The following is a 22,434-nucleotide window of genomic DNA, read 5'->3' as shown; positions in this document are numbered from 1 at the left end:
AAACACGGATGTTCGGAGCATGAAAAAAGGGCCTTATAAGGGCCCTTTTCTTCTTTGTTATTTTCCCTAAATTCAAAAGTTTTGATGCTATCTCATTTTGTTCAATCTGAATATAGTGCAGCTAGTCGAGCTGCGTTATGAACGGAAATGACTCCTGATTATGGTATAATCTACCTAATCAGGAGGTATTAAAGATATGTCAATAAAAATGAAACGGAGTTTACTCCTAGCTTCAGTTTTGGTGATTTGCGTGAGTATATGGACGATTGTCATACAAAATATGACAGGTTCGAATTCATTATCAAAGCCAGCCTTCACTTCTACTAATCAACAACAGAAAACGATTGTTAATGAGGAACTACTTATTAAGGAACCGGAGCCTGAAGATAATCAAGAACTTCCAAATCAGCAAGAAGATACTGCTAGTAGCAATCCTAATTATAGAGTACCTAGTGAGGTGGAGCAGCCATCAATAAATACTCTTCAAGAACCCGAGGTATCTATGAATCTCGATTATGAACAAATTGTAAGAATTGGCCCGAATGTTAAAATTGTAGCCATTTCAGATGATAAGATGGCTTCTGATGAAGCAAGACAGGCAAGAAAAGAATTAGAGGCTTTAGTTCCTCAATTCAACGCACTATTTTTCATTGATGCCGCTTCTGAGAATGAATTAGATATTCTAAAATTATTTTTGAAAGCTGGAATGGACCCTGATGCATATGTAGAAGTGAAAGAAGGTTCCAAGAGTACTGCACTCGATCTAGCAGTTTCAAACGGCCACCTTGATGCTGCAAGGTTACTTCTAGAAAACGGGGCAAATCCGAACTTACTGATAGAAATTAAAGGAGGTTTCAAGAGTACTGTACTCCAAACAGCAGTTTCAAACGGCCGACTTGATCTTGCGAGGTTACTTCTAGAAAACGGGGCAAATCCGAACTTACTGTATGATCAGTTCACCATAATCACCTTAGCAGTAGCAAAGAATAATTATGACATGGTAAACGAATTACTTAAGTATGGCGCTGAGCCTGATTTGAATTATCAGAACTTTAGATCACCACTAATGCGTGCAGTTCAAGATAACCGCTTACATATTGCAAAGTTGTTATTGGAACATGGAGCTGATCCTCTTCTTGCTACACAGTATGCCCCAGAGCACCCGACCAAGTTGGGGAGTCCGATCGCAGAAGCAAGAATGTTGGGGAATCGAGAAATGATTGCTTTGCTAGAAGCATTTATCCGTGATTAGAACCAGAGATTGCTATCAATCAAACCTCATTTTCAAGGGATCATGCTCAAAAGCGGCAGGAATCACGCTAAAGGTAGCATTGCTAGGTTTCAATGCATACCTGTGGCAGTAAGCAAGCCTGAATCGAAAAAGCAGTCGTCGACAAAGGCCGTGCAGACGGCTTCTAGCAAACAACCAAAGAAAGCGGTCAAAAAGCCTTCAACCCCATCGAAACAGTCGGATGGTCCAGACGTTCAGATAAGCTTTACAGTTGAACCAACTACGATACATTATGAAGAGACGACTTATACAACAACGAGCAGCTACGGCGGTGGGTCGTTCAATATGCCGCTCGAATATAATCCGTATACGGGATGTCATTTCACATGTTCCTCATGCAGGAACATTTTTTTTTTGCAAAAAATTGGTCGAATTTGAGTTTAATAAGGGATAGTTGTCCAATTAGATTATTTGGAGGATATGGATTGATCACCATGGAAAGCCAGAGCAATGAATTTCGTTTCTACCTAAAAATTTGAATCGTGCATGAGGCGATTCCACGAGTGATGTGACAATTTTTGCCAAGCGCCGTCTTATTGTGTAAGCTTCAACTTCAAGAAAAAATGGAGGATAGACGTATGACCTCTCAAAGGCGTTATCCTGTACTAGCAAGCTGCGTACTAACAACCACACTGCTCCTGTCACCAGCCTCGGACACAGTCATGGCAAATCAGACAGGGAACCAACAAGCAGCCGCTCACCTTCAGGAAAATCAGTTAAGCGAAAAGGCAAAACGAACGGAGCAAAAGCTGCAAATGCTCTTCCCAACGCTCGATGACACATCAAGACAAATTACCTTGGAAACGAAAGACCAGCCTGTGTACGATATCGGTTATGAAAAAAATAATGAAATCTTTGCCAGAGCCAATATCCATGCAGAAACCGGGAAACTGCTTTCGTTTTATTGGGATAGTAAGGTTCAGGATTTTAAAATTCCTGATGATAAGCTGGCCTATAAGAGCGCCGATACCTTCATGGAGGGCTTGATCGGTGAAATGCGCAGCTTGTACGAGGTAACGCGGGCTCCTGTAGGCGATGTCATCTATCGTCGCTATGTAAATGGCATCGAGGTAGATGGCGATGAGTTTCGGGTGGCAGTAAACAGTGCGGGACAGGTAACCGGCGTTTCGGCAGGTGAAAACACGCTGACCAACGTCAATCCCGCTGACTTCCTTCCTCCAGCCCAGGCGATGAAGAAAGATCAGCTCAGTCGCTGTATCCCACCCCTACTGCAACTCATGTACAAGACTGGTGAAAATCAGACCGATCTCGTCTACTCCGCTGTATTCTCCGGTTATGTGGACGCAGTAACAGGAGCTGAGCTGATCACTGATCGGCAATACAGAACCTGGAGGTGGAAACCAATCTCCCTCACGCCTGGTGGAAAGGTAGTAAAGGTGAAGAATGAGCAGGAGGCAACGCGGATTTACGAAAGCGAGTTTGGTATCAGCCTGAAGGGTAGGACCTTCAACAGCAACGGCGGCAATAGCGAGAAGGAAAGTGTTTATTTTTCCCCTGATGAAAAAGAGTTTTTATTTACGAAGGATGACGTTGTGATCGGATTTCAAAGCTATGCGAACGGCCAACCCCAAAAAGGGAAGGCAACATTGTCGGAAAAGCAGGTTCTTGAGAAAGCTGTTCAGTTCCTGCAAACCTATCTCAAACGGGAAGAAAAGGAGTTCTACTACAGGGTGAATCATCCTGGTACGCAGAATCCACATGTGTACGTAGTAACGTTTGTGCCATCTGTTGAGGGACTTCCTTTGGACTACCGAGGAGGCAGTGGTATGGGTGTAAATGGAGAAACGGGGAAAATCACATGGTACAATCAAAGCCTCGACCAAAAGCCCGCCAAGCTCCCGGATAAGAGGAAGGCGGTCTCCATAGATGCAGCAGCCAAGGCCCTGCTGGCGAAACCCACTGAACTGCGATACATCTACCCATTCGTTAATGGTGAGAGGTTAGCCAAACCGGTCCTTGCCTATTCAATTCATATTAACACTATCAATGCCCTGACAGGTAAGGTCGAAGAGTAGGTAGAATGAAAATCGACAGTTAGAACACATCATTTGTGATAAGATAAGAAAAAATGAGACGTAACACGAATGAATAGACAGCGAGTGAAAAGAAATCTATTATCTGCTAGCGTTCTTTTAAACTAGAGGTGGCATCATGTTAAAACGTTTATTTGTTTCAGGATACAAGGCGCACGAACTTGGCATTTTCAATGAAAAAAATCCGGGGTTAGCCATTATTAAGAAAGCACTGAAGCGGGAACTCGTAAGATTCCTTGAGGAAGAATTGGAATGGGTCATCATATCAGGCCAACTCGGGGTAGAAATGTGGGCAGCCGAAACTGTTCTGGAATTGAAAAAGGACTATCCACATCTAAAACTGGCGGTAATTACTCCGTTTTTAAATCAAGAGGAAAAGTGGAAAGAAGAGACCCAGGATTACTACCGAAATATTGTGATGCAAGCCGATTATATCAATAGTGTCTATCAAACACCTTACCAGGGTGTTTGGCAGCTTGGAGAGAAAGACAAATTCTTGCTATCCAATTCAGACGGTATCTTGTTAGTTTACGATGAAGAAAACGAAGGCTCGCCGAAATTTCTAAGTAAGCTCGCCGCAAAAAAATCAGATATGGGCGATTATCAGTTTTTTCGAATTAACGCATATGACTTACAGAACATTGCAGAGGAACAGCAGCAAGAATTATATAATGACTATTTCTAAACAAAGAAACCAGCTATGAAAAGCTGGTTTTTATTCTTGGAAAGTCGCTCCCGTTTGTCCAACATTAGTTTATTGCTTTAATCGTCCATTGTCTGGGGCAAACAATCATATTCATGTCACAACCTATCAACAAAGGGGACCTGCCGGGTTCCCTTTTGTTATTTCAGACTCGTTTAGATAACATCTTTTTCTGTTCGCTCCAGGGGAGTGGCATGGTATGAAAGGATGATGTGAACTGGGAAGACCCTCCCGTGCACGGAAAGAAAATTTTTTTATTCCCGTAACAAAGTGATCTATAAGTCCAAAAGATGAAATGATTACTAGCAGGAAGGGAGTCCGAGAGGCTCATAGTAGACCACACACATAGTGTTCCCAACGCACCAACCCTAAAATCTAGTGACCTTCACCTGAAATCTAGCGGATATATTACATGACAGGTTCCTCATATAATGTTAACAAAGTCCAGCAATTACCACGATCACGCTCATCACCACCAGCGGGTGAACACTCCAGCAAATGCATAAGTGCGTCGGTGCTTTCCCGCCTTTATTTTTTTGCTGAATTGCGAAACGGGAGGCCTTCTATGCCAAGACCGAGGATCAAGCTCCACAACGCGAAGGACATGCCGGCGACGACCAGTTCAAACACGACTACGACAACGACGGATTCGACGGGTAAAAAGCCATGAAGCGACGGTATCGCGTTGACTTGCTGCTGAATGAAATCGTGGAATCTCCCGAGTAATGACGAATTAAAGGAGATAATCGATGACGATACCATCGACTATACAATACGAATAGCCAAGCTTTGCGAACTACTTTCTCTGACGATTGGGGGAAGTAAGCAAGGGGCATAGGGGTAAGTGGACGGGAGTGGCGCAGCACACCTTCGCCCTCCCTTCATCACTCCGCTTGTTCGGTTCGGACAGACGATTAATGAATGAACGGGTGAAAGTTTGTATTTGATCTTCACTTTCCTAATTTGGACTAACTAAGGGGGGATACACTGTGGAATTGCGCCAGCTTGAATATTTTATTCAAATTTGCAAATCAGGAAGTTTCACCAAAGCTAAAGAAGAATTAGGTGTGACTCAGCCTACATTAAGTCAGCAAATGCGGGTTTTGGAAGATGAGTATAATATTCAATTGTTCGATCGGGGAAGTAGGGGAGTTGAAGTAACGGAAGCGGGAAAAATTCTCTTGAATAAGGGCAACGCTATTATGAATCTTCTTGAGGAGGCGCGAAATGAAATAAATGGCCGAAACAAGAAATCTAGAGAAACAATTTCTATTGGATGTTGTCCTACTGAACTTGAATATCTTGCTCCTTACTTTATGAGATTTCACCAAAAGTACCCGAATATTTTATTGAAAATTATCGATGCAGAAGATGCCGAGAAAAAAGTTTTGGAGCAAGAGGTAGATATTGGAATCACTGCATATCCGGTTTCTAATGCTTCGGTCATTTCAACTTATTTGTATAGACAAGAAATGGCGCTATTGATTCACTCAGAACATCCTTTGGCAGATAAATCTTCGATTCCTTTTCGATCTTTGAAGCAAATGAATTCGATCATGTTCCGAGAACAAAACAAATCATTAATTGATATGTATTGTTTCTCTTGTGGTTTTACCTTGAAGTCGAAAATAGAAACGTCCTCCGCTTCAGTATTGATTCATTGGGTTCGTCATGGACTTGGAGCAGCTCTTATACCAACATCTTTGTTCGAAAATCTATGGGACGATTCTTTGCGTATTGTCAAATTAGAAGGCCACACTCCTTATTGGGAAATATCTCTTGTATATCTTAATTCCGTTACTATGAGGTCCACTGCACGCATATTCATTCAAGAGATGAATTCATATGTAAGAGAGGATGAGGTGAATCTTTCATGTTCAGGCAATTAGAATGTTTCATTCAAATTTGTAAAGAAGGAAGCTTTACTAAGGCGGCAGAAGTTTTAATGACTTCTCAACCTACGTTAAGTCAACAGATCCGTTCTCTAGAGGTAGAAGTTGGAACCCCTTTGTTTGAGAGAGTTGGTAGAGGGGTAAAGATTACAGCTGACGGGGAAATACTTTACGAAAAAGCTCTTTCCGTGATGAGGCTCATTGAAGAATCGAAGAAAGAAACTTACGAGTTACGCAATGCTCGGGCAAATAAACTTTCGATAGGGATTTCGCCCATGGACTTTTTTTGTTTAGCACCCCGTTTTTTGAAATTCCATGAACAGTATCCTGACATTACATTCAAATTTACCAGTGCAGAAAATACATCACAGCAATTATTGGATAGTAGTATCGATATTGGCATTACCGACAATTATAATCCAAATAAAGAAATTCATTTGATGCACCTGTATAAAGAAGAACAAGCATTGGTCGTTTATGCAGATCATCCATGGGCAGATCGAACCTTTGTTTCTTTTCAAGAGCTAGAAGATTTAGAATCTCCCTTATTTGTTGGGGATATAAGTTTAATCGAGCATCTTCATACATTCAGCGCTAAAATCGCCAAATCCTTGCAATCAAAGTTTGAGTCAACTTCCACGGCAATTCTTCTTTCTATGGTACTGCATAAGATGGGGGTAGCTATTTTGCCTACTTCTCTAATTGAAAACTTTTCTGGTCAGCAATTGAAAATGATTCGTCTCGTCGGTCCAACGCCTGTTCGTGAGATCAAGCTTATTTTTAAAAAGTATCATTACAATAATCCTTCTGTTCAAAAATGTATCGATTTTTTTCTAGAATAATCAAAAAAGTTTGCAGGCTACGGCCATCGCAAATAGGGCATTATGAGGCTTAAACGCTACCTAGATTTACCTCCCAACCCCTATAGAAACCTTTTCCGAAAAAGAAAAGATACAATCGAGCGAAGCTTCGTGGATACCAAACAGCTCTATAGGAGCAGCTTCTCACCCAGAGAAGTTTTATGCAACGGCTGAAGGGTGTTTTCCTTAGAAAGAGGCGGCAGGGAAGATAGATAGATAGATAGATAGATAGATAGATAGATAGATAGATAGATGCCAGCGTGCTGGATATATAGATATTAGCTATACAATGTATAGAGAGGAAGAAGTTGTTTTCTAATTTATTTTGCCCTATGATAGGAATCAAGTAAATGTTTTCCATATACACCGTACCGGTAGGCGCATTTGGTATTTGGAAAGAGTGTCTTACTACGCTGGAGATTATGAATTATAACTAGAATTTCATAGCTAATGAAAGCGAGCCAGGACGAAGGAATATTTCCTTGTCATGCTCGCTTATTCGCGTTGTCGGCATAGGAAATCTGGCCTGCATATAATGTGAGCGTGGGCTCTTTCCTTCTGCTTGCAGTAACTTTTATACTAGAAGGATATATTACAATAATAGGATATTAATTTCACCGCTGTACAGACAAAGGAGAAATATGGATGGATAAAATGCGTAAATCAGCAATGCTATTACTAGCTCTGATGATTTGTTGGACGTTAGCGGCTTGTTCCGGGAACACTAACACGTCGGGCGATGGCACTGCTGAGGATCATGCGAACTCGAACGCTAATCTTGTGGTGGCAAATGCATCTCAAATAAAGCCTTCTCCGGATGAGCCTGCCTGGAAGCTGGACACAACACCGATCACGTTTGACTGGTATATCAACTTCGATTGGTTCACCGGCAAGTGGGGAGGAAACGTCGTTTCCGATTATATAACGAAAAAGACGGGCGTGAGTTTGAACTTTATCGTGCCAACTGGCGACGCCGGCGAGAAGCTCAACACGATGATGTCAGCAAGGTCGCTCCCTGACTTCATCACGTTAGGCTGGTACGAGGATGCCGTGCAGAAGATGATTAATGGAGATATGGTGCTTCCATTGAATGAGCTAGCCGATCAGTATGATCCTTATTTCTTTAAAGTCGCAGACCCCGCGAAGCTTAGCTGGTTTACACAGGCTGACGGCAATGTGTATAGCTATCCGAATGCATCTTCATCCCCTGCGGATTATCGAAAATATGGTCAGCTTTTTACGTCTAATCAGACCTTTGTTGTTCGGAAAGACATATATGAAGCACTTGGGAAGCCGGATATGAGCACGCCGGAAGGGTTTCTCGGTGCGCTGAAGGCTGCGAAGGAGAAGTTTCCGGAAGTGGACGGTCAGCCGCTCATTCCGATCGGCCTGCATGAATTTACGGAAACTGGCAACTATTCGTTGGAATCGTATCTTCAGGACTTCCTGGCTATTCCGCAGCAGAAAAACGGCAAGCTGTACGACCGTCGAAGCGATCCAACCTATCTGAAATGGCTAAAGGTGTTCCGCCAAGCGAATGAGGATGGGCTGATGCCGACAGATGTCTTTCTTGATGAAAAACGATGGGAAAAGGATGAAAAAATATCGCAAGGGCGCTATTTTGCCATGCTGTATCAGTGGTCTGATTTTTCAGAGATTAACCAAAAGTTGTATCAGAAGGACCCGAATAAGGTGTATATCGCGATTGATGGTCCGGCGAATGATGCGCATGATGCGCCAACACTTGCAGGAAATGGCATCTCCGGTTGGACGGTGACGCTCATTTCGAAGAATGTCAAAGATAAGAAGCGGGCAATTGCCTTCCTCAGCTATTTGCTCAGCGAAGAGGGAAATAAGGATCTGTTCTTAGGAAAGAAGGGCGTTACTTACGATACGATAGACGGCAAAGATCAGTTCCTACCGGAGGTCATGCATCTCCTCAACACCGACAACCAAGCGTTCGATAGAAAATATGGCGGTAATTATATGTACTGGATGCTAATGGATACGAACATGAAGCTAGCTTGGATGATGGGGATGGATGCTGAGCCTTCCAAACAAATTGCCGATTGGACGAGGGGCAAGACGATCAGCATGAGCGAGTTCGAAAATCTGGATCCTGACCCGACGACGAAGGAAGGTATTGCGTTTGAAAAAAACACGCGGCTCTGGGCCGAAACGCTGCCGAAACTGTTGATGTCCAAGTCGGATGCCGAATTCGATCAACTGTTCACCAAATTCATGAAGAGCACTACCGAGGATCCCGAGTATGAATTCATCCTAGCTAGCCGCCAAGCAGCTTATGAACGAAATGTACAGAAGCTGAAGTCGTCGCTCAATCAATAGTTGTATAAAGGAAGCAGCAGGATGTGAAACAGGAGATGCGATTCACGGCAATCCGATGGTTATTGGGGATACGTGCACTTACGATTAAACTTTCGCTTCAAGTCAAACTGATTCTGTCATTTGTATTCGTTATCTTTATACCGGTTGTTCTATTCTCCTGGTATACGCTCAATGAAGAGTCCGCCAGTGCAATGAAAGAATTGACGGAGAACAACGAGAATGTGCTGGAAGTAGAGAAGATAAACATTGATAATAACATAGAACTGATGAGATGGACCGGTCAGCTTGCGTTATCCAATCGGGAAATGAACAATTACTTGCAAATTGAACAGTTTCAGGATACAGCATATGTTCTTCATATTAAGAAAGATGTGGTCAACAGCTTTCAATATTTTCTGTTCAACAATCCACGAATTGCGAATGTCCGGTTGTTCACGGACAACCTTTATGTGAATGAGATTTGGCCCGTCATCCTACAGGAATCACGTATTCAGGACAAGCCTTGGCATGATGAGGTGATGAAGCAAAGCGGTGTGCCTTGGTGGGAGATACAGGAGAACGTCGCCCTCACCAGTGCGCCATCCGAACCATCGCAGAATGAGCCCTTCATGACGTACTTGCAGGAATTCAAATATGCGGACAACGTAACACATAACGGAATTCTAGAGATATCGATGAAGTTGTCGAATTTCTTCTCTCAAACGTTCAGTAGCGTGCAGGACATGAACTCTCAGCTGATCGTAGTAGCAAGGGGCGGACGGGTATTCAGCTTGAAGGAGTCACCTGTGTTCGAACAGCACAGCGCGGAGCAGTTGATAAACAGCGTGAAGCTGACGAGCAATACAGATATCGAGACGGTACGGTTCGAGGTTAATGGGCAGTCCTACATGGCATTTCAAAGCTACATTCCGTCGATCGACGTACATTTGGTCAATATGGTTAGTCTTGCGGAGACGATGGAAGGCATTAACCATTCAAGAGTTCGTTATATTGTACTCATTTCGTTACTAGTGGCATTTCTCGTACTGCTATCTTACTCGATGCAGGCGATGATTTTGCGCAGGCTTAAGGCGTTAAGAGAATCGATGCAACAGGTAAGAAGCGGTAACTTCAACGTTGAGATACCGCTGATTACCGGTACCGATGAGGTAGGAGAGTTGGGCTTTCATTACCGTATGCTTATACTAAAGATTAACGAGCTCATTCAAGAGCAGGCATCTAGGCAGGCTGCAGGTAAAGAAGCCGAGCTTCGGGCGCTGAAGAACCAGATAGATTCCCACTTCCTCTACAATACGCTGGAGAACGTCAAGATGCTGGCGGAGATTGAAGGGCAGTACCTTATATCGGACATAATGACCTCGCTAGGCGGTATGATGCGATATTCGATGGAATGGAAGCGGGATTACGTGATGCTAAGCGATGAGATCCAGCAGGTCCAGCATTATGTAGCCGTCATGAACATCCGTTATGATGGAAGACTTGATCTCCGATTGAAGATTGCACCGGAATGCCTCAAGCAGGAATCTCTCAAAATGTCACTGCAGCCCGCAGTCGAGAATGCAATCAAGCATGGGATGAGCCTCATGCATTCCAGCGACGGAAATCTTGTCATTACGATCTCTGCCGTCCGGCGTGATCAAGCTTGTGTCATAGAGATCACTGACAGCGGCTGCGGCATACCGGAAGAGAAGCTAGGCTTATTGAATCAAATGCTACGAATGGAAGAGTCCGCTTACCAGGAGGTCCGGCAATTGTTTGTTCGTAAGGATAACCAGGAAAGCAATGGAATCGGTCTACGTAATGTGGACCAGCGTTTAGTGATGAGCTATGGGGCGGAATATGGTATTCAGATCGAGAGTCAGGAAGGAAGCTATACACGCATTATCATGATTTTGCCGTATCGAGTCATGGGAAGGAGAATGGACATCTATGATTAGCTTGCTTATCGTCGACGATGAGAAGATCATTCGGAGGGGCTTGCAATCAATAATTGAGAGGCAGTTTCCTAATCTGTTCAACTACCGATTTGCCGAGAATGGACAAGAGGCGCTGGAGCTGCTTCGCCAGGAGCCTGCGGATATTATGTTCACAGATATCCGAATGCCAATTATGGATGGGATCGAACTGCTCGAACAGCTGCAAGACCATCCGGTTAAACCCGAGGTAGTATTGCTGTCTGGCTATAATGACTTCGAATATGCGCAGAAAGGAATTCGCTGTGCTGCGAAGGATTACCTCATAAAGCCTGTGGTGCGGGAGGAGTTATTTGCCGTCCTAGAGCGATTAATGCGGGACATAAGGATGAGAGAAGAGAGAGCAAACAAGGCGGGCGAAGATGCCAGCCTTTTTGCTGCCGAGCTAGTTACCATGCATTTGACCCAGAAGGATGTGGGTGATGCTATAAAACAGAACAAACTGAAGCAGGCCGGTTTAAGCTGGTTGAATGCAGGATATACGCTGGGCTTGCTTACGCGACGCGGTGGAGGATCACAAGCTAGCAGTACGGATGCTGCTTCTTTCAGGAATCAAATCGCTGAGCTGTTACAAGGGCATATGGATTGGATGCTCACGCGTGATGGAAAAGGCGGAACGATTATGATCGCACGCGATCCGGTTTTGTTCTACCAGTTGGCACAACGGTGGAGGTTGAGTGTATATGAGCCGCAGCTGCGAATTTCGATTAGTGATTCTGTTCAAGGGATAGAGCAGATAAGGTGGGCATACAACCAAGCGAAGCAAACCTTGAAATACGGTATTCTGCTTCCAGAACTCGATGTGCTGGACTACACCATTATAAGTGAACGCAATGAGCGGCATGTCGTTCCTGTTGAGTTGATTCAACGAATATTGAATCTCTTTGGAATGGGACGCGGGGATGAAATCAAACAGCTTCTCGATCAAATCCTCGATGTTCGCATTATTAGCAGCTGTGAGATCGGCTATCTGGAACGTATTAGCCAGTTACTCAACGAGGAGCTGTTCGACAAGTTGTTCCGCATCTACGGGTATAAGGTACTCTTTCTATTAAGTACGTACGCCCATGTTGGTCACATCGGGAACTTCGATCGATTTGAAGATTATTACATAGCCATCGAGCAGCTTCTCGATAGTCTGGATCGGTTCATCCAAGATCGGAGAGAGCAAGCGCCGACGGAACAAAATACGATGCAAAAAGTTCTCACCTACTTGCAGACGCATTATGCCGAAGATTTGAACATGGCGGTCGTGTCCAACCATTTCTCACTCAATTACTCGTATTTCAGCCATGCTTTCCAAGAATATAGCGGTGAGAGTTTCTCGAACTATGTTCGCCGGTTAAGGTTGGACAAGGCGAAGGAACTGCTGGTGCACTCCGATTTGAAGGTGTACGAAATCAGTGATCAGGTTGGATTCGATAATGTGAAGCATTTTACGAGAATATTCAAGGATACTGAAGGCATCACAGCGCTGGAATTCCGAAGGCAGCGAAGGCTGTTTGAAGCCCAAGTATGAGCAAAGATTGCACTGAACTTACCAGAACCCTCAAATCATGCGACTACTCTTAACTCGTTGATCCTTGGCGAGTCCTTCTTCACCATACCGGTCGTGTCACGTCACCGTTTCAGGCTGTGCTTAGGCTTCTTATCGATGGCATCCAGGTCAAAGCAGCCGGGGTTGCCTCCAACTTTCTAATCTGCTCTTCTGTAAATAAGGCTCGTTTCAGCTTTCCCATTTTCGTCTCGCTCCTCATCCATACCTAGATTATAAAAAATGACCCACAAGAGGGTCATTTTTTCAAAGTGTCCTTCTTATAGGTCACAGTTCACACCTTTTCATCAATTCTATGGGTCCTAGTTTATTTTAACTCTCGGCTTTATTCCAATATGAAAAGTCTCGAAGGGCTTTATATGAAATAACTGATGATTCCCGAGACTGTTCATTCATTTTGTATTAAGGAAGTGAATCAAAGCGGTATTGAATTCTTCAGGGTGAGTCGCGTTCAAACCATGTGGTCCACCTTCAATTACGACGAGTTGACTGCCTGCAACAGCTTCGTGGGACAGTTGACCACTTACCTCAAGCGGCACGATCGCATCAGAATCGCCATGGATAACAAGCAATGGGATATTAAATTTCGCCAAATCGCCACGGAAATCCGTCCGGCCGAAGGCATCAATGCAATCCAGCGTCCCCTTTGGCGAAGCATAAGAAGCAATATCAAGGTTGTATGCACGGAAGGACTCGCTCACCAGGTCGGTTCTATCCCCGGCTTTAAAGAAATTGTGACTGAAGCCGTCAAGGAAGGCGAGACGGTCTTTTTTCAAACCGTCTTGGAAGCCCTGAATGGTGGCTTCATCCAGACCGCCTTCCGGATGCTCGGCAGATTTATAAAAGAACGGCGGAACCGCAGCAGCCAACACGGCTTTTTTGACACGGCTTGATCCGTATGTGCCAACATAACGGGCAACCTCTCCGCCACCCATCGAAAATCCGACCAGTGTTACGTCGTTAAGGTCTAGATGTATAATTAGCTTATGGAGATCCATCGCAAACGTATCATAGTCGTAACCGTTCCACGGTTGGGAGGATTGTCCGAATCCGCGGCGGTCATAGGTAATCACGCGGTAACCTGCTTCGATGAGCGCTGGAACTTGACTCTCCCAGGAGCGCCCGCTCAGTGGCCAGCCATGTACTAAAATCACAGGTTTGCCTGCGCCAAGATCCTCAAAGTACAATTCAATGGGTTGCCCGTTTTCTGTTCCGACTTTTAATTTAGCCATGCTTTTCACTTCCTATTAGAATTGGTTTTAGCATAGTACACTCACTTTAGGCATATTCCACAAGCTAAGACAGTCATAATCAAACTGTTTTTGGGATGAATAGGCTTATCCCCCGTGGCCGCCAAACATCGTTTGGGCATAAACAACACCCACACCATAAGCTCCGCTGTGTTCCATTACGATCGACATAACTGCGTCATATGTTTCTTCGCGTGCCCAATCGCGTTGGTACTCAAGCAGAACAGCCTGCCAGGTAACGGGGATTGCTCCTGCTTGTATCATGCGTTGAATGGACATGTTATGCGCTTCCGTAGTCGTCCCACCTGAAGCATCCGTTACAATGTAAACTTCATATCCTTCTTTGATGGCTGCAATTACAGGGAAAGCAAGGCAAACCTCCGTCCAAAGTGCTGCCATGATGAGCTTTTTACGGCCTGTTTTCTTCACAGCTTCTACGAAATTTTCGTCTTCCCAAGAATTCATTGTTGTACGGTCAATCGGTTTATGATCTGGAAATACCTCTTGAATATGCGGATGAATCGGGCCTGAGAATGTTTCCGCAGCTACAGTCGTAAGAATGATGGGTGCATTGAAAACTTTAGCTGTCTTGGCCAATCCAACCGTATTGTTAATGATAGTTTGGCGGTCAGCACTTTGAACACCAAAGAGCATTTGAGGCTGGTGGTCTACAAGAATAATTGCAGAGTTATCAGCCGTAAGTAAATCTGTCTTCCCGTTAAACATACTAATATCCCTACCTTTTCCAGATGTGATTACAACAGGAATTCCTGCTGCATGTACTCAGTCTATTGAAATGCAATTGCGCAAACAATATTCAATTTCCTATATATTCCATAGAAGAATACTATAAATATCAAAAGAATTTTATAAAGTATTTGCATAAGCAATTCCTATGGCTGTTTCTGGAAAGTAATTTGCGTTATCGAGCATCTTCTTTGTGCATGATTAGAAGGGGGACGTCAATATTGTTTGAACAATTCCCCGAAGAAGACGGAATCATTACGTTTCGACCAGTTGGTGGGACAATCGAGTACGGGGAAGATAGCAAGTCGGCAGTCAAAGGGCTTATCGGTCTGAGGGGGAGTGTACAAAACAAGCAGCTAGAGTTCAGGGAGTTCCTGGAGTTACTAATTAAGTATCGGGAGGTCCGTTTATCCATCAAAAAAGGGCTGAGAGTGTTTCTCTCAACCCTTTTCACTATTTCACAATCAGAAGAGGAATCTTCGATTGATGGATCAGCTTGTATGTCACACTGCCCATGATTTGTTCGGCCATCCAGTTCAATCCTTTGTATCCCAACACGATCACGTCTGCTTTTTCGTCTTCGGCCACTTCATTGATGATCTGTGTCGGATGGCCAATCGCTACTTTCTTCCTGTAAGGAAATTGTTCATGCATAAACAGGTTTTCATATTCCAACAGGAGTTCTTCCCCTATGCGTACCAGCTCTTCCCTATCTTTCCTGACCATGTCTGCCAACACGGGAGAGTAGAGCACCGGGGGAGTGACTACATGCACGAGGATACATCTTGCGTTCGTTTTTCTTGCGAGATGCAGCGAAATTTGCGCAGCTCGATGTGATGTTTCAGAACCGTCTACGGCAACCAGTATGGTTTTGATTTCTTCCGACTTTTCATAACCGTTCGGAACCAATAGTACTGGGCAGGATGCTTTTTTCAGTACCGCGTTGCTTACGCTACCCAGGAGAAAACTCGTAATCGGACCACGTTCGTGTGTTCCCATTATGACTAGATCATGTTCGTCTGCGTATTTCGCAATCACTTGAGAGGGTTCCCCGAATTCATACTCAAGTGTATGGGGAAGGTGGTCCTGTTCAACTGATTGCAGCGTTTGTGTTAAAGCAGCGACCGCATCTTCCTTAAGGATCTCCTCAACAACTTTTCGTCCTACGTAATGGATTACTCTGGAAGATGCGAGGGGACGAATAACGTGGAGAAGAGATAAGGCCTGACCTTCTTCCAGAAGAGTTTTAGCAAAAGAGATCGCCTGTGCGGAAACGTTGTCTGAGTCGATAGGCACCAATAATTTATTCATATATACACCGCCTGCTCTTATTTGTCATTATTGTATTGGTTATCGATCGATAATGAGCTCGGGAAACTATAACTCAACAAATAAACACAGCAAAGGTTGTCATCCGTGAATCGACAACCCTTGCTGTGTTAACATGAAGAATTGTTATTCATATCTTAACGATCATTGAAAGCTTTAAGCATCCATATATTTTTCGCAACTGTGCTGTGGATCGCAAGCAGCATGTCGGCTGTTGTTTCATCATTCGCGTTCCCAGCCTTCTCCATCCCTACCTTCAGCTCCTCGACAACAATGTTGAAATCCTCAATCAAAGCATCGATCATCTGCTCGGCACTCTCATTGCCCCTGGCCTCCTTAATGCTGGAGATCTCCAGGTAGCGCTTCATGGTTGCTTCTGGTTTGCCTCCTAAAACGAGCACACGCTCGGCAAGATCATCGATGTAGAGTGCCGCTTCTTCATAGAACTCTTGGAATTTTGTGTGCAGTGTGAAGAACTGAGAGCCTTTCACATACCAGTGAAAGTTGTGAAGCTTTACATACAGCACGTTCCAGTTTGAAACTTGTTTGTTCAAAATATCCTGAATCTCTTGAATTGTTTTATTTTCTACCGTAGTTTTCATGTAGGAACACTCCATTATAAAAGTGACATTACTTCTGTTCTCATATGGCGTTGCATCTATCATCGTTGGCTTGTTTTAACGGATTTCAGCCGGCTAAAACTTTGAAAATCATACTGCTCCCTCGTGCCCACCAAACATAGTATGGGCATACAATACACCTACGCCGTAAGCGCCGCCATGTTGAATAACAATTTCCATAACGGAATCGTAAGTATCTTGGCGAGCCCAATCACGTTGATACTCGAGAAGAACAGATTGCCAAGTAACCGGAATCGCCCCTGCTTGGATCATACGCTGTATGGACATGTTATGCGCCTCTTGAGTGGTTCCGGCAGAAGCGTCAGTTACAATGTAAACTTCGTAGCCGTCTTTAATCGCCGACAGTGTAGGAAAAGCAAGACAAACTTCTGTCCACAATGCAGCGATAATCAGTTTCTTTCGGCCTGTCTTTTTTACAGCAGCTAAGAAGTTTTCATCTTCCCACGAATTCATGCTTGTCCGGTCGATAGGTTTTTGATCGGGAAAAACCTCTTGAATTTGCGGATGGAGTGGACCCGAGAAAGAATTAGCGGCAACGGTAGTTAAAATGATCGGCGCTTGGAATACTTTCGCCGTTTTAGCCAGCCCCACCGTATTGTTGATCACGGTTTGCCTATCGGCGCTTTGTACTCCGAACAGCATTTGCGGTTGGTGGTCGATAAGGATGATGGCAGAGTTGCTGGGTGTAAGCAAATCAGATTTGTCATTGAACATGTATTATTCCCAACTTTCTTTTTTAAATTTACGACAGCATTTCGTCGCATGTATTTATAGTATTGAAAACCAAATACTTCAATCAATTCTGTTTTCTATATAAAAGATATAGATAGATCCTATGGTTTGAAAGTCTATCAAAACATAGGATCTCCTTATAGTTTATATAGATATACCCATATTGATAGATACTTTATGACGCTAATATAATCAGGGCGAAAGGGCGAAAGAACCTTTTAGTCCAGAGTCTTCCGAGAGAGGAGGCACATTTATGTGGTCTATATTATTAGCGCTAGGTACCGGAATTGTGATTGGAGTTGTTTTTCAATCCCTGCGTATACCGTCGCCGGCCCCTCCAATGTTAGGGTTGATAGGGCTCATTGGCATGTTTCTAGGACAACGGCTTATCCCATGGATTAAATTGCTGCTGAATCATCAATCATCTTAATAACTCAACTTAGGAGGGGATAAAGGGATGTCGAATGAGACTAACATGATAGAGGCTGACCTATTGATTTTCAACGCTAACATTGTGACGATGGACGAATCTAACCCCATGGCAACGGCAGTAGCTATTAAGGGAGACCGTTTTTTAGCCGTAGGCAGTGATTCCGACATTATGCAGTATAAAGGACCTGTAACGGAAGTCGTGGATGGAAATAAACGCCTTCTGATTCCAGGATTAAATGATTCCCATATTCATCTCATACGTGGTGGATTGAACTATAACCTCGAACTTCGTTGGGATGGAGTGCCATCGGTTGCCGACGCCTTGCGTATGTTAAAAAATCAAGTGGACCGCACGCCTGCACCCCATTGGGTTCGGGTTGTAGGCGGATGGACAGAGTTTCAATTTAAGGAGCGCCGGATGCCGACATTGGATGAAATCAATCTGATTGCTCCGGAGACTCCGGTATTCATTCTTAACTTATACCGACAAGCCTTTTTGAACAAAGCAGCCTTGCGGGTAGTTGGATATACGAAGGATACCCCTAATCCGCCGGGCGGAGAAATTCAGCGTGATAGTAACGGCAATCCGACTGGAATGCTAATTGCAAGACCGAATGCAACGATATTGTATGCCACTCTTGCAAAGGGACCAAAGCTTTCCTATGAAGATCAGTTGAATTCCACACGGCTGTTTATGCGGGAATTAAATCGCTTTGGAATTACGAGTGTAATTGATGCTGGCGGTGGTTTCCAGAACTACCCCGATGATTATCAAGTTTATGAGGAACTGGATAAACGTGGGGAGATTACCGTCCGTACGGCATACAATCTTTTTACCCAACACCCCAATCATGAACTGGACGATTTTCAATCATGGACAGCCACTTCGCAGCCTTATACAGGCAGCCCTTACTATCGTCACAACGGTGCGGGTGAAATGCTGGTTTACAGTGCGGCTGATTTCGAAGACTTCGTTGAGCCCCGTCCGGAATTGCCTGCTGTGTTGGAGAATGATTTATTCGGGGTAACCAGACATCTGGTGCAACAACGATGGCCTTTCCGGCTCCACGCAACGTATGGTGAATCGATCTCGCGTTTCCTCGACGTGTTTGAACGTGTCAATAAAGAAGTTCCATTTAAAGATTTACGCTGGATTTTAGACCATGCTGAAACGATTCGTGAGAAGGATTTGGAACGTGTCGTCGCTTTAGGTGGTTCAATTGCCGTCCAAAACCGGATGGCTTTTCAAGGAGAATATTTCGTTGATAGGTACGGAGCGGAGGCAGCGGAAAACTCACCTCCCATTACGAAGATGCTTACGGCAGGATTGAGAGTAGGTGTAGGTACAGACGCTACAAGGGTAGCCAGTTATAACCCGTGGGTTGCCCTCTACTGGCTGGTTACTGGAAAAACGCTTGGTGGGCTTAGCTTGTACCCTGCTTCTAATCGGTTGGACCGCCATCAAGCGCTTCGTATGTATACAGCCGGAAATGCTTGGTTCTCGAGGGAGGAGGACGTAAAGGGAAAAATTAAAGCAGGCCAATATGCGGACCTGTCGATCTTGTCTGATAATTTCCTCCAAGTTCCAGAAGAAGAAATCAAGAGAATCGAATCGGTGTTTACGGTCGTAGGCGGAAAGATTGTTTATGGATCACTTGAATTTCAAAAACTATCACCCCCGGCTCCTAAAGCCAGTCCGGACTGGGCACCACACAATTACTTTGGTGGTTACTATAAGGCCTCAAATCATGGAGGCGGTGGTGGCGCCGCGTTACATATGCCCCATAGTCATCATAAATGCAATCATCATCACGGCAACGGTTTTTGCGACTTGGATTGTTTCGTGTTCTGATGGAACTTCAGAGGGGTTGCACAAAAGTAAAATAGATTCGAATTCGAAAGGGAATGAGCGAATGTCCAATGTAACAATTAAAGTGATAGACAACGGACCGTTGCGTGTAACGGGTAATGTAGAATTGGTGGATGCAGAAGGGAACCGCTTTGAGACAAAAGAATCTTTCATTCTTTGTCGCTGCGGATTATCAAACCAAAAGCCATTCTGTGACTTGACACACAAAGGAAAATTCGAAAGCACTACTCGGGCTTAATGAATCTAAAAGGTATCGTGGCGGGGTCATGATTGACCCCGTATCCATGCAAGAGTGCTTTACTGAAGTCAGGCGGTCGCTAACAGCTTCTTGACTTGATTCTAATGATTAACAGGGGGCATTTTAATGGGTGTACGCTTTTTGAAAATGGCAGTTATATATATTGTTGTTGGTATTAGTATCGGTGTTTACATGGGTACAACACTGAATTTTGCATTAACTAGCGTACATGCTCATGCGAATCTTTTTGGGTGGGCAACAATGGCTCTTTGCGGGTTTACCTATTTACTTTTTCCAAAGACATCAAAATCTCGTCTGGCTAAATGGCACTTCTGGTTACATGGCCTCGGCTTACCTGTAATGCTTATTACGCTAACCTTAATGGTCCACGGCTATGCACCGGATTGGATTATTATGTTAAAGCGGATTGGTGAAGCTGTGGCTGGAACCGGTGTCTTGATATTTGCTATCAATGTCTTTTCTAACGTAAAGGCGTCTGACATTCAAAATAAACGTAATGATGATGTTTCCATGAATAAAGCAGGGGGAGAACATTTTGGGTAACGAACAATTTGTTAGATCGTCAAATATTGCATTCATTACCGGAATCCTTTTCTGGTGTACTTTAGTTGTTGTATCGTGTGTGTATTTAACTATTCCATTAATAGCAGTGTTTGAAGATGCATTCAAAGTGTCGTCTTCGCAAGCTGCTTGGAGTAGCAGTGCCTTCTCGCTTGCTTTTGCAGGTGGGGGTCTACTGTTTGGAGTGTTATCAGATCGATTTGGACGAAAAAAAATGATGCTATCGGGGTTATTATTGCTTACGGTAATAACACCACTAATAGGTAATGTCGACAGTTTTTCTTGGCTTGTTGCTCTTCGGGCCTTGCAAGGTTTAGCGGCATCGATGTTCCCTCCGTCTGTTTTGGCTTATGCGATGGAAATGTTTCCGTCTGAAAGAAGAGCAACCATTATCGGGTTTATTAGTACGGCTTTTTTAATGGCCACTATCGTTGGACAAATATATAGCAGCTTTGTTGTTTTGGAATTAGGAAATTGGTCCTATGTATTCTACCTACTTTCCGCAGTATATGGAATATCTTCTATCTTGCTTACCTTTTTTATACCAAACGACAAAATACAGCAAACAAATGGCAGCTTTGTTACTTCTTTTTTGCGGGTAGGCAATATTTTCAAACGAAAAGGATTGCCTCTGTGCTACATCGTTTCCGCTTCACTCTTTATTTCGCTTGTCGGATTTTTCGCGACTCTTGGAAGTTACTTAAGCAGCCCACTCTTCGGGTTAAGTCATCAAGATATTCTATGGGTTCGTGCGATTGGTATTTTGGGTATGGCAGTTTCTCCGTTTGCCGGAAGATTGGTTACAAAAATTGGTGTCAAGAACGTATTATGCTGTGGATTAATCTTAGCTGGAAGCGGCTTAGGATTGTTAGGTTTGAGTCTAAACCTCATTTATTTAATATCGATGAGTGTTGTATTTGTACTGGGAATAGCTATGGCTCTTCCATCATTAATCTCACTAATCGGTCACATGGCTGGGGAAATCCGAGCGATTGCGGTTTCGTTTCATATGTTTATGGTGTTCATAGGCGCTTCTCTTGGGTCGATCCTTTCCATTTACCTAATAGATTTCGGGGGCTATTTATTCACTTTTGAAATCTTGGCAGGATTATTGTTCTTAAGCATGATTGTGCCCTTTTTTATTCATTTGGAAGAACACAAGGACTTGGAAAAAACTAAATAAACTAATTAAACTAAATCACGATATTCATAACCAAATATATATGACCCTTATGATTTATATTCATTTTAGTAATTCATAAGTATAGTGTATTATGGGCATATGAAATCGTGATATAGACACATGTGTCTATATCACCTCAATTTCACTTGATCTGTTAAATGCCATCATGACCTGGGGTGAAATAGTGGTAATTCGACAACTTGAATATTTTATTCAAATATGCAAAGCGGGAAGTTTCACTAAAGCTGCGGAAGTATTGATGGTTTCTCAACCTACATTAAGTCAACAGATTCGTTTGCTGGAGCACGAATTTGGAGTTTCGTTATTTGATAGAGTCGGAAGGGGAATAGAAATAACTGAGGCAGGGAAAATCCTATTTCAGAAAAGCATCGCCATAATGGGAATGATTGAAGAAGCTCGCAAAGAAGTGTCACAATTAAAACATATGAAGAGAAACGACCTCATCATTGGTATCTCTTCCAAAGTTAGGCATTTCTCTGTATATCAGCGTAGAAACGACATCAATATCAAACTTGCTTAATATGGTTCAGTCCAAAGTAGGTGTAACCATTTTATCCTGCCATCTCGTTAAAAGTTATGACTGTCCAAATATCAAATTGATCCGTCTAACCGATCCTACACCTACTTGCAAGATTAAGCTTATCTACCCTAAGTATAAAGTGATGCCTCATACAACGAAAGCCTTTATCGATTACATGTCGGAATTCATTATAGACCCTTATTAAAGGAGTGAAC

The 22,434-nt window shown here is 43.6% G+C and carries 21 protein-coding genes; 15 read left to right on the top strand and 6 right to left on the bottom strand.

Annotated elements, in window-relative coordinates; genetic code table 11:
• The first annotated feature begins 196 nt into the window (after positions 1 to 196).
• The 3 genes from HP398_RS25520 (at position 197) to HP398_RS25510 (ending at position 4,030) form a co-directional block, all read left to right on the top strand.
• Positions 197 to 1,252, top strand: a complete 1,056-nt coding sequence (locus HP398_RS25520; protein ID WP_173624015.1) for an ankyrin repeat domain-containing protein — start codon at positions 197 to 199, stop codon at positions 1,250 to 1,252.
• Positions 1,253 to 1,869: 617 nt separating this feature from the next.
• Positions 1,870 to 3,327: a YcdB/YcdC domain-containing protein gene (locus tag HP398_RS25515; protein WP_017252139.1), complete on the top strand. Its 1,458-nt coding sequence runs from the start codon at positions 1,870 to 1,872 to the stop codon at positions 3,325 to 3,327.
• 136 nt (positions 3,328 to 3,463) lie between these two features.
• Positions 3,464 to 4,030 (top strand): SLOG family protein, encoded by a 567-nt coding sequence (locus tag HP398_RS25510; RefSeq protein ID WP_173624014.1) that lies wholly within the window; start codon positions 3,464 to 3,466, stop codon positions 4,028 to 4,030.
• Between the two features lie 546 nt (positions 4,031 to 4,576).
• Here the strand turns inward: HP398_RS25510 and HP398_RS25505 are convergent.
• Positions 4,577 to 4,810, bottom strand: coding sequence for a hypothetical protein (locus HP398_RS25505; RefSeq protein ID WP_173624013.1), 234 nt, complete (start codon positions 4,808 to 4,810; stop codon positions 4,577 to 4,579).
• 227 nt (positions 4,811 to 5,037) lie between these two features.
• Between HP398_RS25505 and HP398_RS25500 the strand changes: the two genes are divergently transcribed.
• From HP398_RS25500 to HP398_RS25480, 5 genes are all read left to right on the top strand, one after another.
• Entirely contained in the window at positions 5,038 to 5,937 is a 900-nt protein-coding gene (locus HP398_RS25500) for a LysR family transcriptional regulator (RefSeq protein WP_173624012.1), read from the top strand.
• Positions 5,922 to 6,782 (top strand): LysR family transcriptional regulator, encoded by an 861-nt coding sequence (locus HP398_RS25495; RefSeq protein WP_173624011.1) that lies wholly within the window; start codon positions 5,922 to 5,924, stop codon positions 6,780 to 6,782. Before HP398_RS25500 ends, HP398_RS25495 begins: the two co-directional genes overlap by 16 nt.
• A gap of 663 nt (positions 6,783 to 7,445) precedes the next feature.
• Complete coding sequence (locus HP398_RS25490) at positions 7,446 to 9,146, top strand: type 2 periplasmic-binding domain-containing protein (RefSeq protein WP_254476368.1); 1,701 nt, start codon at positions 7,446 to 7,448, stop codon at positions 9,144 to 9,146.
• Between the two features lie 35 nt (positions 9,147 to 9,181).
• Entirely contained in the window at positions 9,182 to 11,083 is a 1,902-nt protein-coding gene (locus tag HP398_RS25485) for a sensor histidine kinase (protein WP_173624063.1), read from the top strand.
• Positions 11,076 to 12,638 (top strand): response regulator, encoded by a 1,563-nt coding sequence (locus HP398_RS25480; RefSeq protein WP_173624010.1) that lies wholly within the window; start codon positions 11,076 to 11,078, stop codon positions 12,636 to 12,638. The genes HP398_RS25485 and HP398_RS25480 overlap by 8 nt, the downstream gene beginning before the upstream one ends.
• A gap of 428 nt (positions 12,639 to 13,066) precedes the next feature.
• On the opposite strand, the gene HP398_RS25475 is transcribed toward HP398_RS25480, so the two are convergent.
• From HP398_RS25475 to HP398_RS25455, 5 genes are all read right to left on the bottom strand, one after another.
• Positions 13,067 to 13,906 carry an alpha/beta fold hydrolase gene (locus HP398_RS25475; protein WP_017252130.1) on the bottom strand — a complete coding sequence of 280 codons (840 nt, stop codon included), beginning with the start codon at positions 13,904 to 13,906 and terminating at the stop codon, positions 13,067 to 13,069.
• Positions 13,907 to 14,011: 105 nt separating this feature from the next.
• On the bottom strand, positions 14,012 to 14,650 hold the full coding sequence (locus HP398_RS25470; RefSeq protein ID WP_017252129.1) for a hydrolase: 639 nt from the start codon (positions 14,648 to 14,650) through the stop codon (positions 14,012 to 14,014).
• 474 nt (positions 14,651 to 15,124) lie between these two features.
• Positions 15,125 to 15,982 (bottom strand): universal stress protein, encoded by an 858-nt coding sequence (locus HP398_RS25465; protein WP_017252128.1) that lies wholly within the window; start codon positions 15,980 to 15,982, stop codon positions 15,125 to 15,127.
• Between the two features lie 155 nt (positions 15,983 to 16,137).
• Complete coding sequence (locus tag HP398_RS25460; RefSeq protein WP_017252127.1) at positions 16,138 to 16,602, bottom strand: Dps family protein; 465 nt, start codon at positions 16,600 to 16,602, stop codon at positions 16,138 to 16,140.
• Positions 16,603 to 16,710: 108 nt separating this feature from the next.
• Complete coding sequence (locus HP398_RS25455; protein ID WP_017252126.1) at positions 16,711 to 17,355, bottom strand: hydrolase; 645 nt, start codon at positions 17,353 to 17,355, stop codon at positions 16,711 to 16,713.
• Between the two features lie 271 nt (positions 17,356 to 17,626).
• Here HP398_RS25455 and HP398_RS25450 point away from each other — a divergent pair, with 271 nt between their 5' ends.
• From HP398_RS25450 to HP398_RS25420, 7 genes are all read left to right on the top strand, one after another.
• Positions 17,627 to 17,803: a XapX domain-containing protein gene (locus HP398_RS25450; protein ID WP_173624009.1), complete on the top strand. Its 177-nt coding sequence runs from the start codon at positions 17,627 to 17,629 to the stop codon at positions 17,801 to 17,803.
• A gap of 27 nt (positions 17,804 to 17,830) precedes the next feature.
• Positions 17,831 to 19,657: an amidohydrolase gene (locus HP398_RS25445; RefSeq protein WP_017252124.1), complete on the top strand. Its 1,827-nt coding sequence runs from the start codon at positions 17,831 to 17,833 to the stop codon at positions 19,655 to 19,657.
• Between the two features lie 61 nt (positions 19,658 to 19,718).
• Positions 19,719 to 19,913 carry a CDGSH iron-sulfur domain-containing protein gene (locus HP398_RS25440; protein ID WP_017252123.1) on the top strand — a complete coding sequence of 65 codons (195 nt, stop codon included), beginning with the start codon at positions 19,719 to 19,721 and terminating at the stop codon, positions 19,911 to 19,913.
• Between the two features lie 126 nt (positions 19,914 to 20,039).
• On the top strand, positions 20,040 to 20,477 hold the full coding sequence (locus HP398_RS25435; protein ID WP_017252122.1) for a hypothetical protein: 438 nt from the start codon (positions 20,040 to 20,042) through the stop codon (positions 20,475 to 20,477).
• The gene (locus tag HP398_RS25430; protein WP_173624008.1) at positions 20,470 to 21,678 is read left to right on the top strand and encodes an MFS transporter; all 1,209 of its coding nucleotides are present in this window, start codon (positions 20,470 to 20,472) and stop codon (positions 21,676 to 21,678) included. The genes HP398_RS25435 and HP398_RS25430 overlap by 8 nt, the downstream gene beginning before the upstream one ends.
• Before the next feature lie 184 nt (positions 21,679 to 21,862).
• Positions 21,863 to 22,219 carry a LysR family transcriptional regulator gene (locus tag HP398_RS31305; RefSeq protein ID WP_017252120.1) on the top strand — a complete coding sequence of 119 codons (357 nt, stop codon included), beginning with the start codon at positions 21,863 to 21,865 and terminating at the stop codon, positions 22,217 to 22,219.
• Position 22,220: 1 nt separating this feature from the next.
• Complete coding sequence (locus HP398_RS25420; RefSeq protein ID WP_238144511.1) at positions 22,221 to 22,424, top strand: LysR family transcriptional regulator substrate-binding protein; 204 nt, start codon at positions 22,221 to 22,223, stop codon at positions 22,422 to 22,424.
• Positions 22,425 to 22,434: the final 10 nt, after the last annotated feature.

This window comes from Brevibacillus sp. HB1.4B, assembly GCF_013284285.1.
In the GTDB taxonomy this organism is placed as follows: domain Bacteria; phylum Bacillota; class Bacilli; order Brevibacillales; family Brevibacillaceae; genus Brevibacillus; species Brevibacillus porteri.
This window is presented reverse-complemented; position numbering and strand designations above follow the sequence as displayed.

Excerpts from the sequence above, each read along its gene's own strand:
- HP398_RS25450 (WP_173624009.1), top strand. The coding sequence starts at position 17,627 with ATGTGGTCTATATTATTAGCGCTAGGTACCGGAATTGTGATTGGAGTT.
- HP398_RS25470 (WP_017252129.1), bottom strand. The coding sequence starts at position 14,650 with ATGTTTAACGGGAAGACAGATTTACTTACGGCTGATAACTCTGCAATT.
- HP398_RS25480 (WP_173624010.1), top strand. The coding sequence starts at position 11,076 with ATGATTAGCTTGCTTATCGTCGACGATGAGAAGATCATTCGGAGGGGC.
- HP398_RS25475 (WP_017252130.1), bottom strand. The coding sequence starts at position 13,906 with ATGGCTAAATTAAAAGTCGGAACAGAAAACGGGCAACCCATTGAATTG.
- HP398_RS25505 (WP_173624013.1), bottom strand. The coding sequence starts at position 4,810 with ATGGTATCGTCATCGATTATCTCCTTTAATTCGTCATTACTCGGGAGA.
- HP398_RS25465 (WP_017252128.1), bottom strand. The coding sequence starts at position 15,982 with ATGAATAAATTATTGGTGCCTATCGACTCAGACAACGTTTCCGCACAG.
- HP398_RS25420 (WP_238144511.1), top strand. The coding sequence starts at position 22,221 with ATGGTTCAGTCCAAAGTAGGTGTAACCATTTTATCCTGCCATCTCGTT.
- HP398_RS25490 (WP_254476368.1), top strand. The coding sequence starts at position 7,446 with ATGGATAAAATGCGTAAATCAGCAATGCTATTACTAGCTCTGATGATT.
- HP398_RS25485 (WP_173624063.1), top strand. The coding sequence starts at position 9,182 with ATGCGATTCACGGCAATCCGATGGTTATTGGGGATACGTGCACTTACG.
- HP398_RS25445 (WP_017252124.1), top strand. The coding sequence starts at position 17,831 with ATGTCGAATGAGACTAACATGATAGAGGCTGACCTATTGATTTTCAAC.
- HP398_RS25495 (WP_173624011.1), top strand. The coding sequence starts at position 5,922 with ATGTTCAGGCAATTAGAATGTTTCATTCAAATTTGTAAAGAAGGAAGC.
- HP398_RS25520 (WP_173624015.1), top strand. The coding sequence starts at position 197 with ATGTCAATAAAAATGAAACGGAGTTTACTCCTAGCTTCAGTTTTGGTG.
- HP398_RS25455 (WP_017252126.1), bottom strand. The coding sequence starts at position 17,355 with ATGTTCAATGACAAATCTGATTTGCTTACACCCAGCAACTCTGCCATC.
- HP398_RS25440 (WP_017252123.1), top strand. The coding sequence starts at position 19,719 with ATGTCCAATGTAACAATTAAAGTGATAGACAACGGACCGTTGCGTGTA.
- HP398_RS25510 (WP_173624014.1), top strand. The coding sequence starts at position 3,464 with ATGTTAAAACGTTTATTTGTTTCAGGATACAAGGCGCACGAACTTGGC.
- HP398_RS25460 (WP_017252127.1), bottom strand. The coding sequence starts at position 16,602 with ATGAAAACTACGGTAGAAAATAAAACAATTCAAGAGATTCAGGATATT.
- HP398_RS25435 (WP_017252122.1), top strand. The coding sequence starts at position 20,040 with ATGGGTGTACGCTTTTTGAAAATGGCAGTTATATATATTGTTGTTGGT.
- HP398_RS25515 (WP_017252139.1), top strand. The coding sequence starts at position 1,870 with ATGACCTCTCAAAGGCGTTATCCTGTACTAGCAAGCTGCGTACTAACA.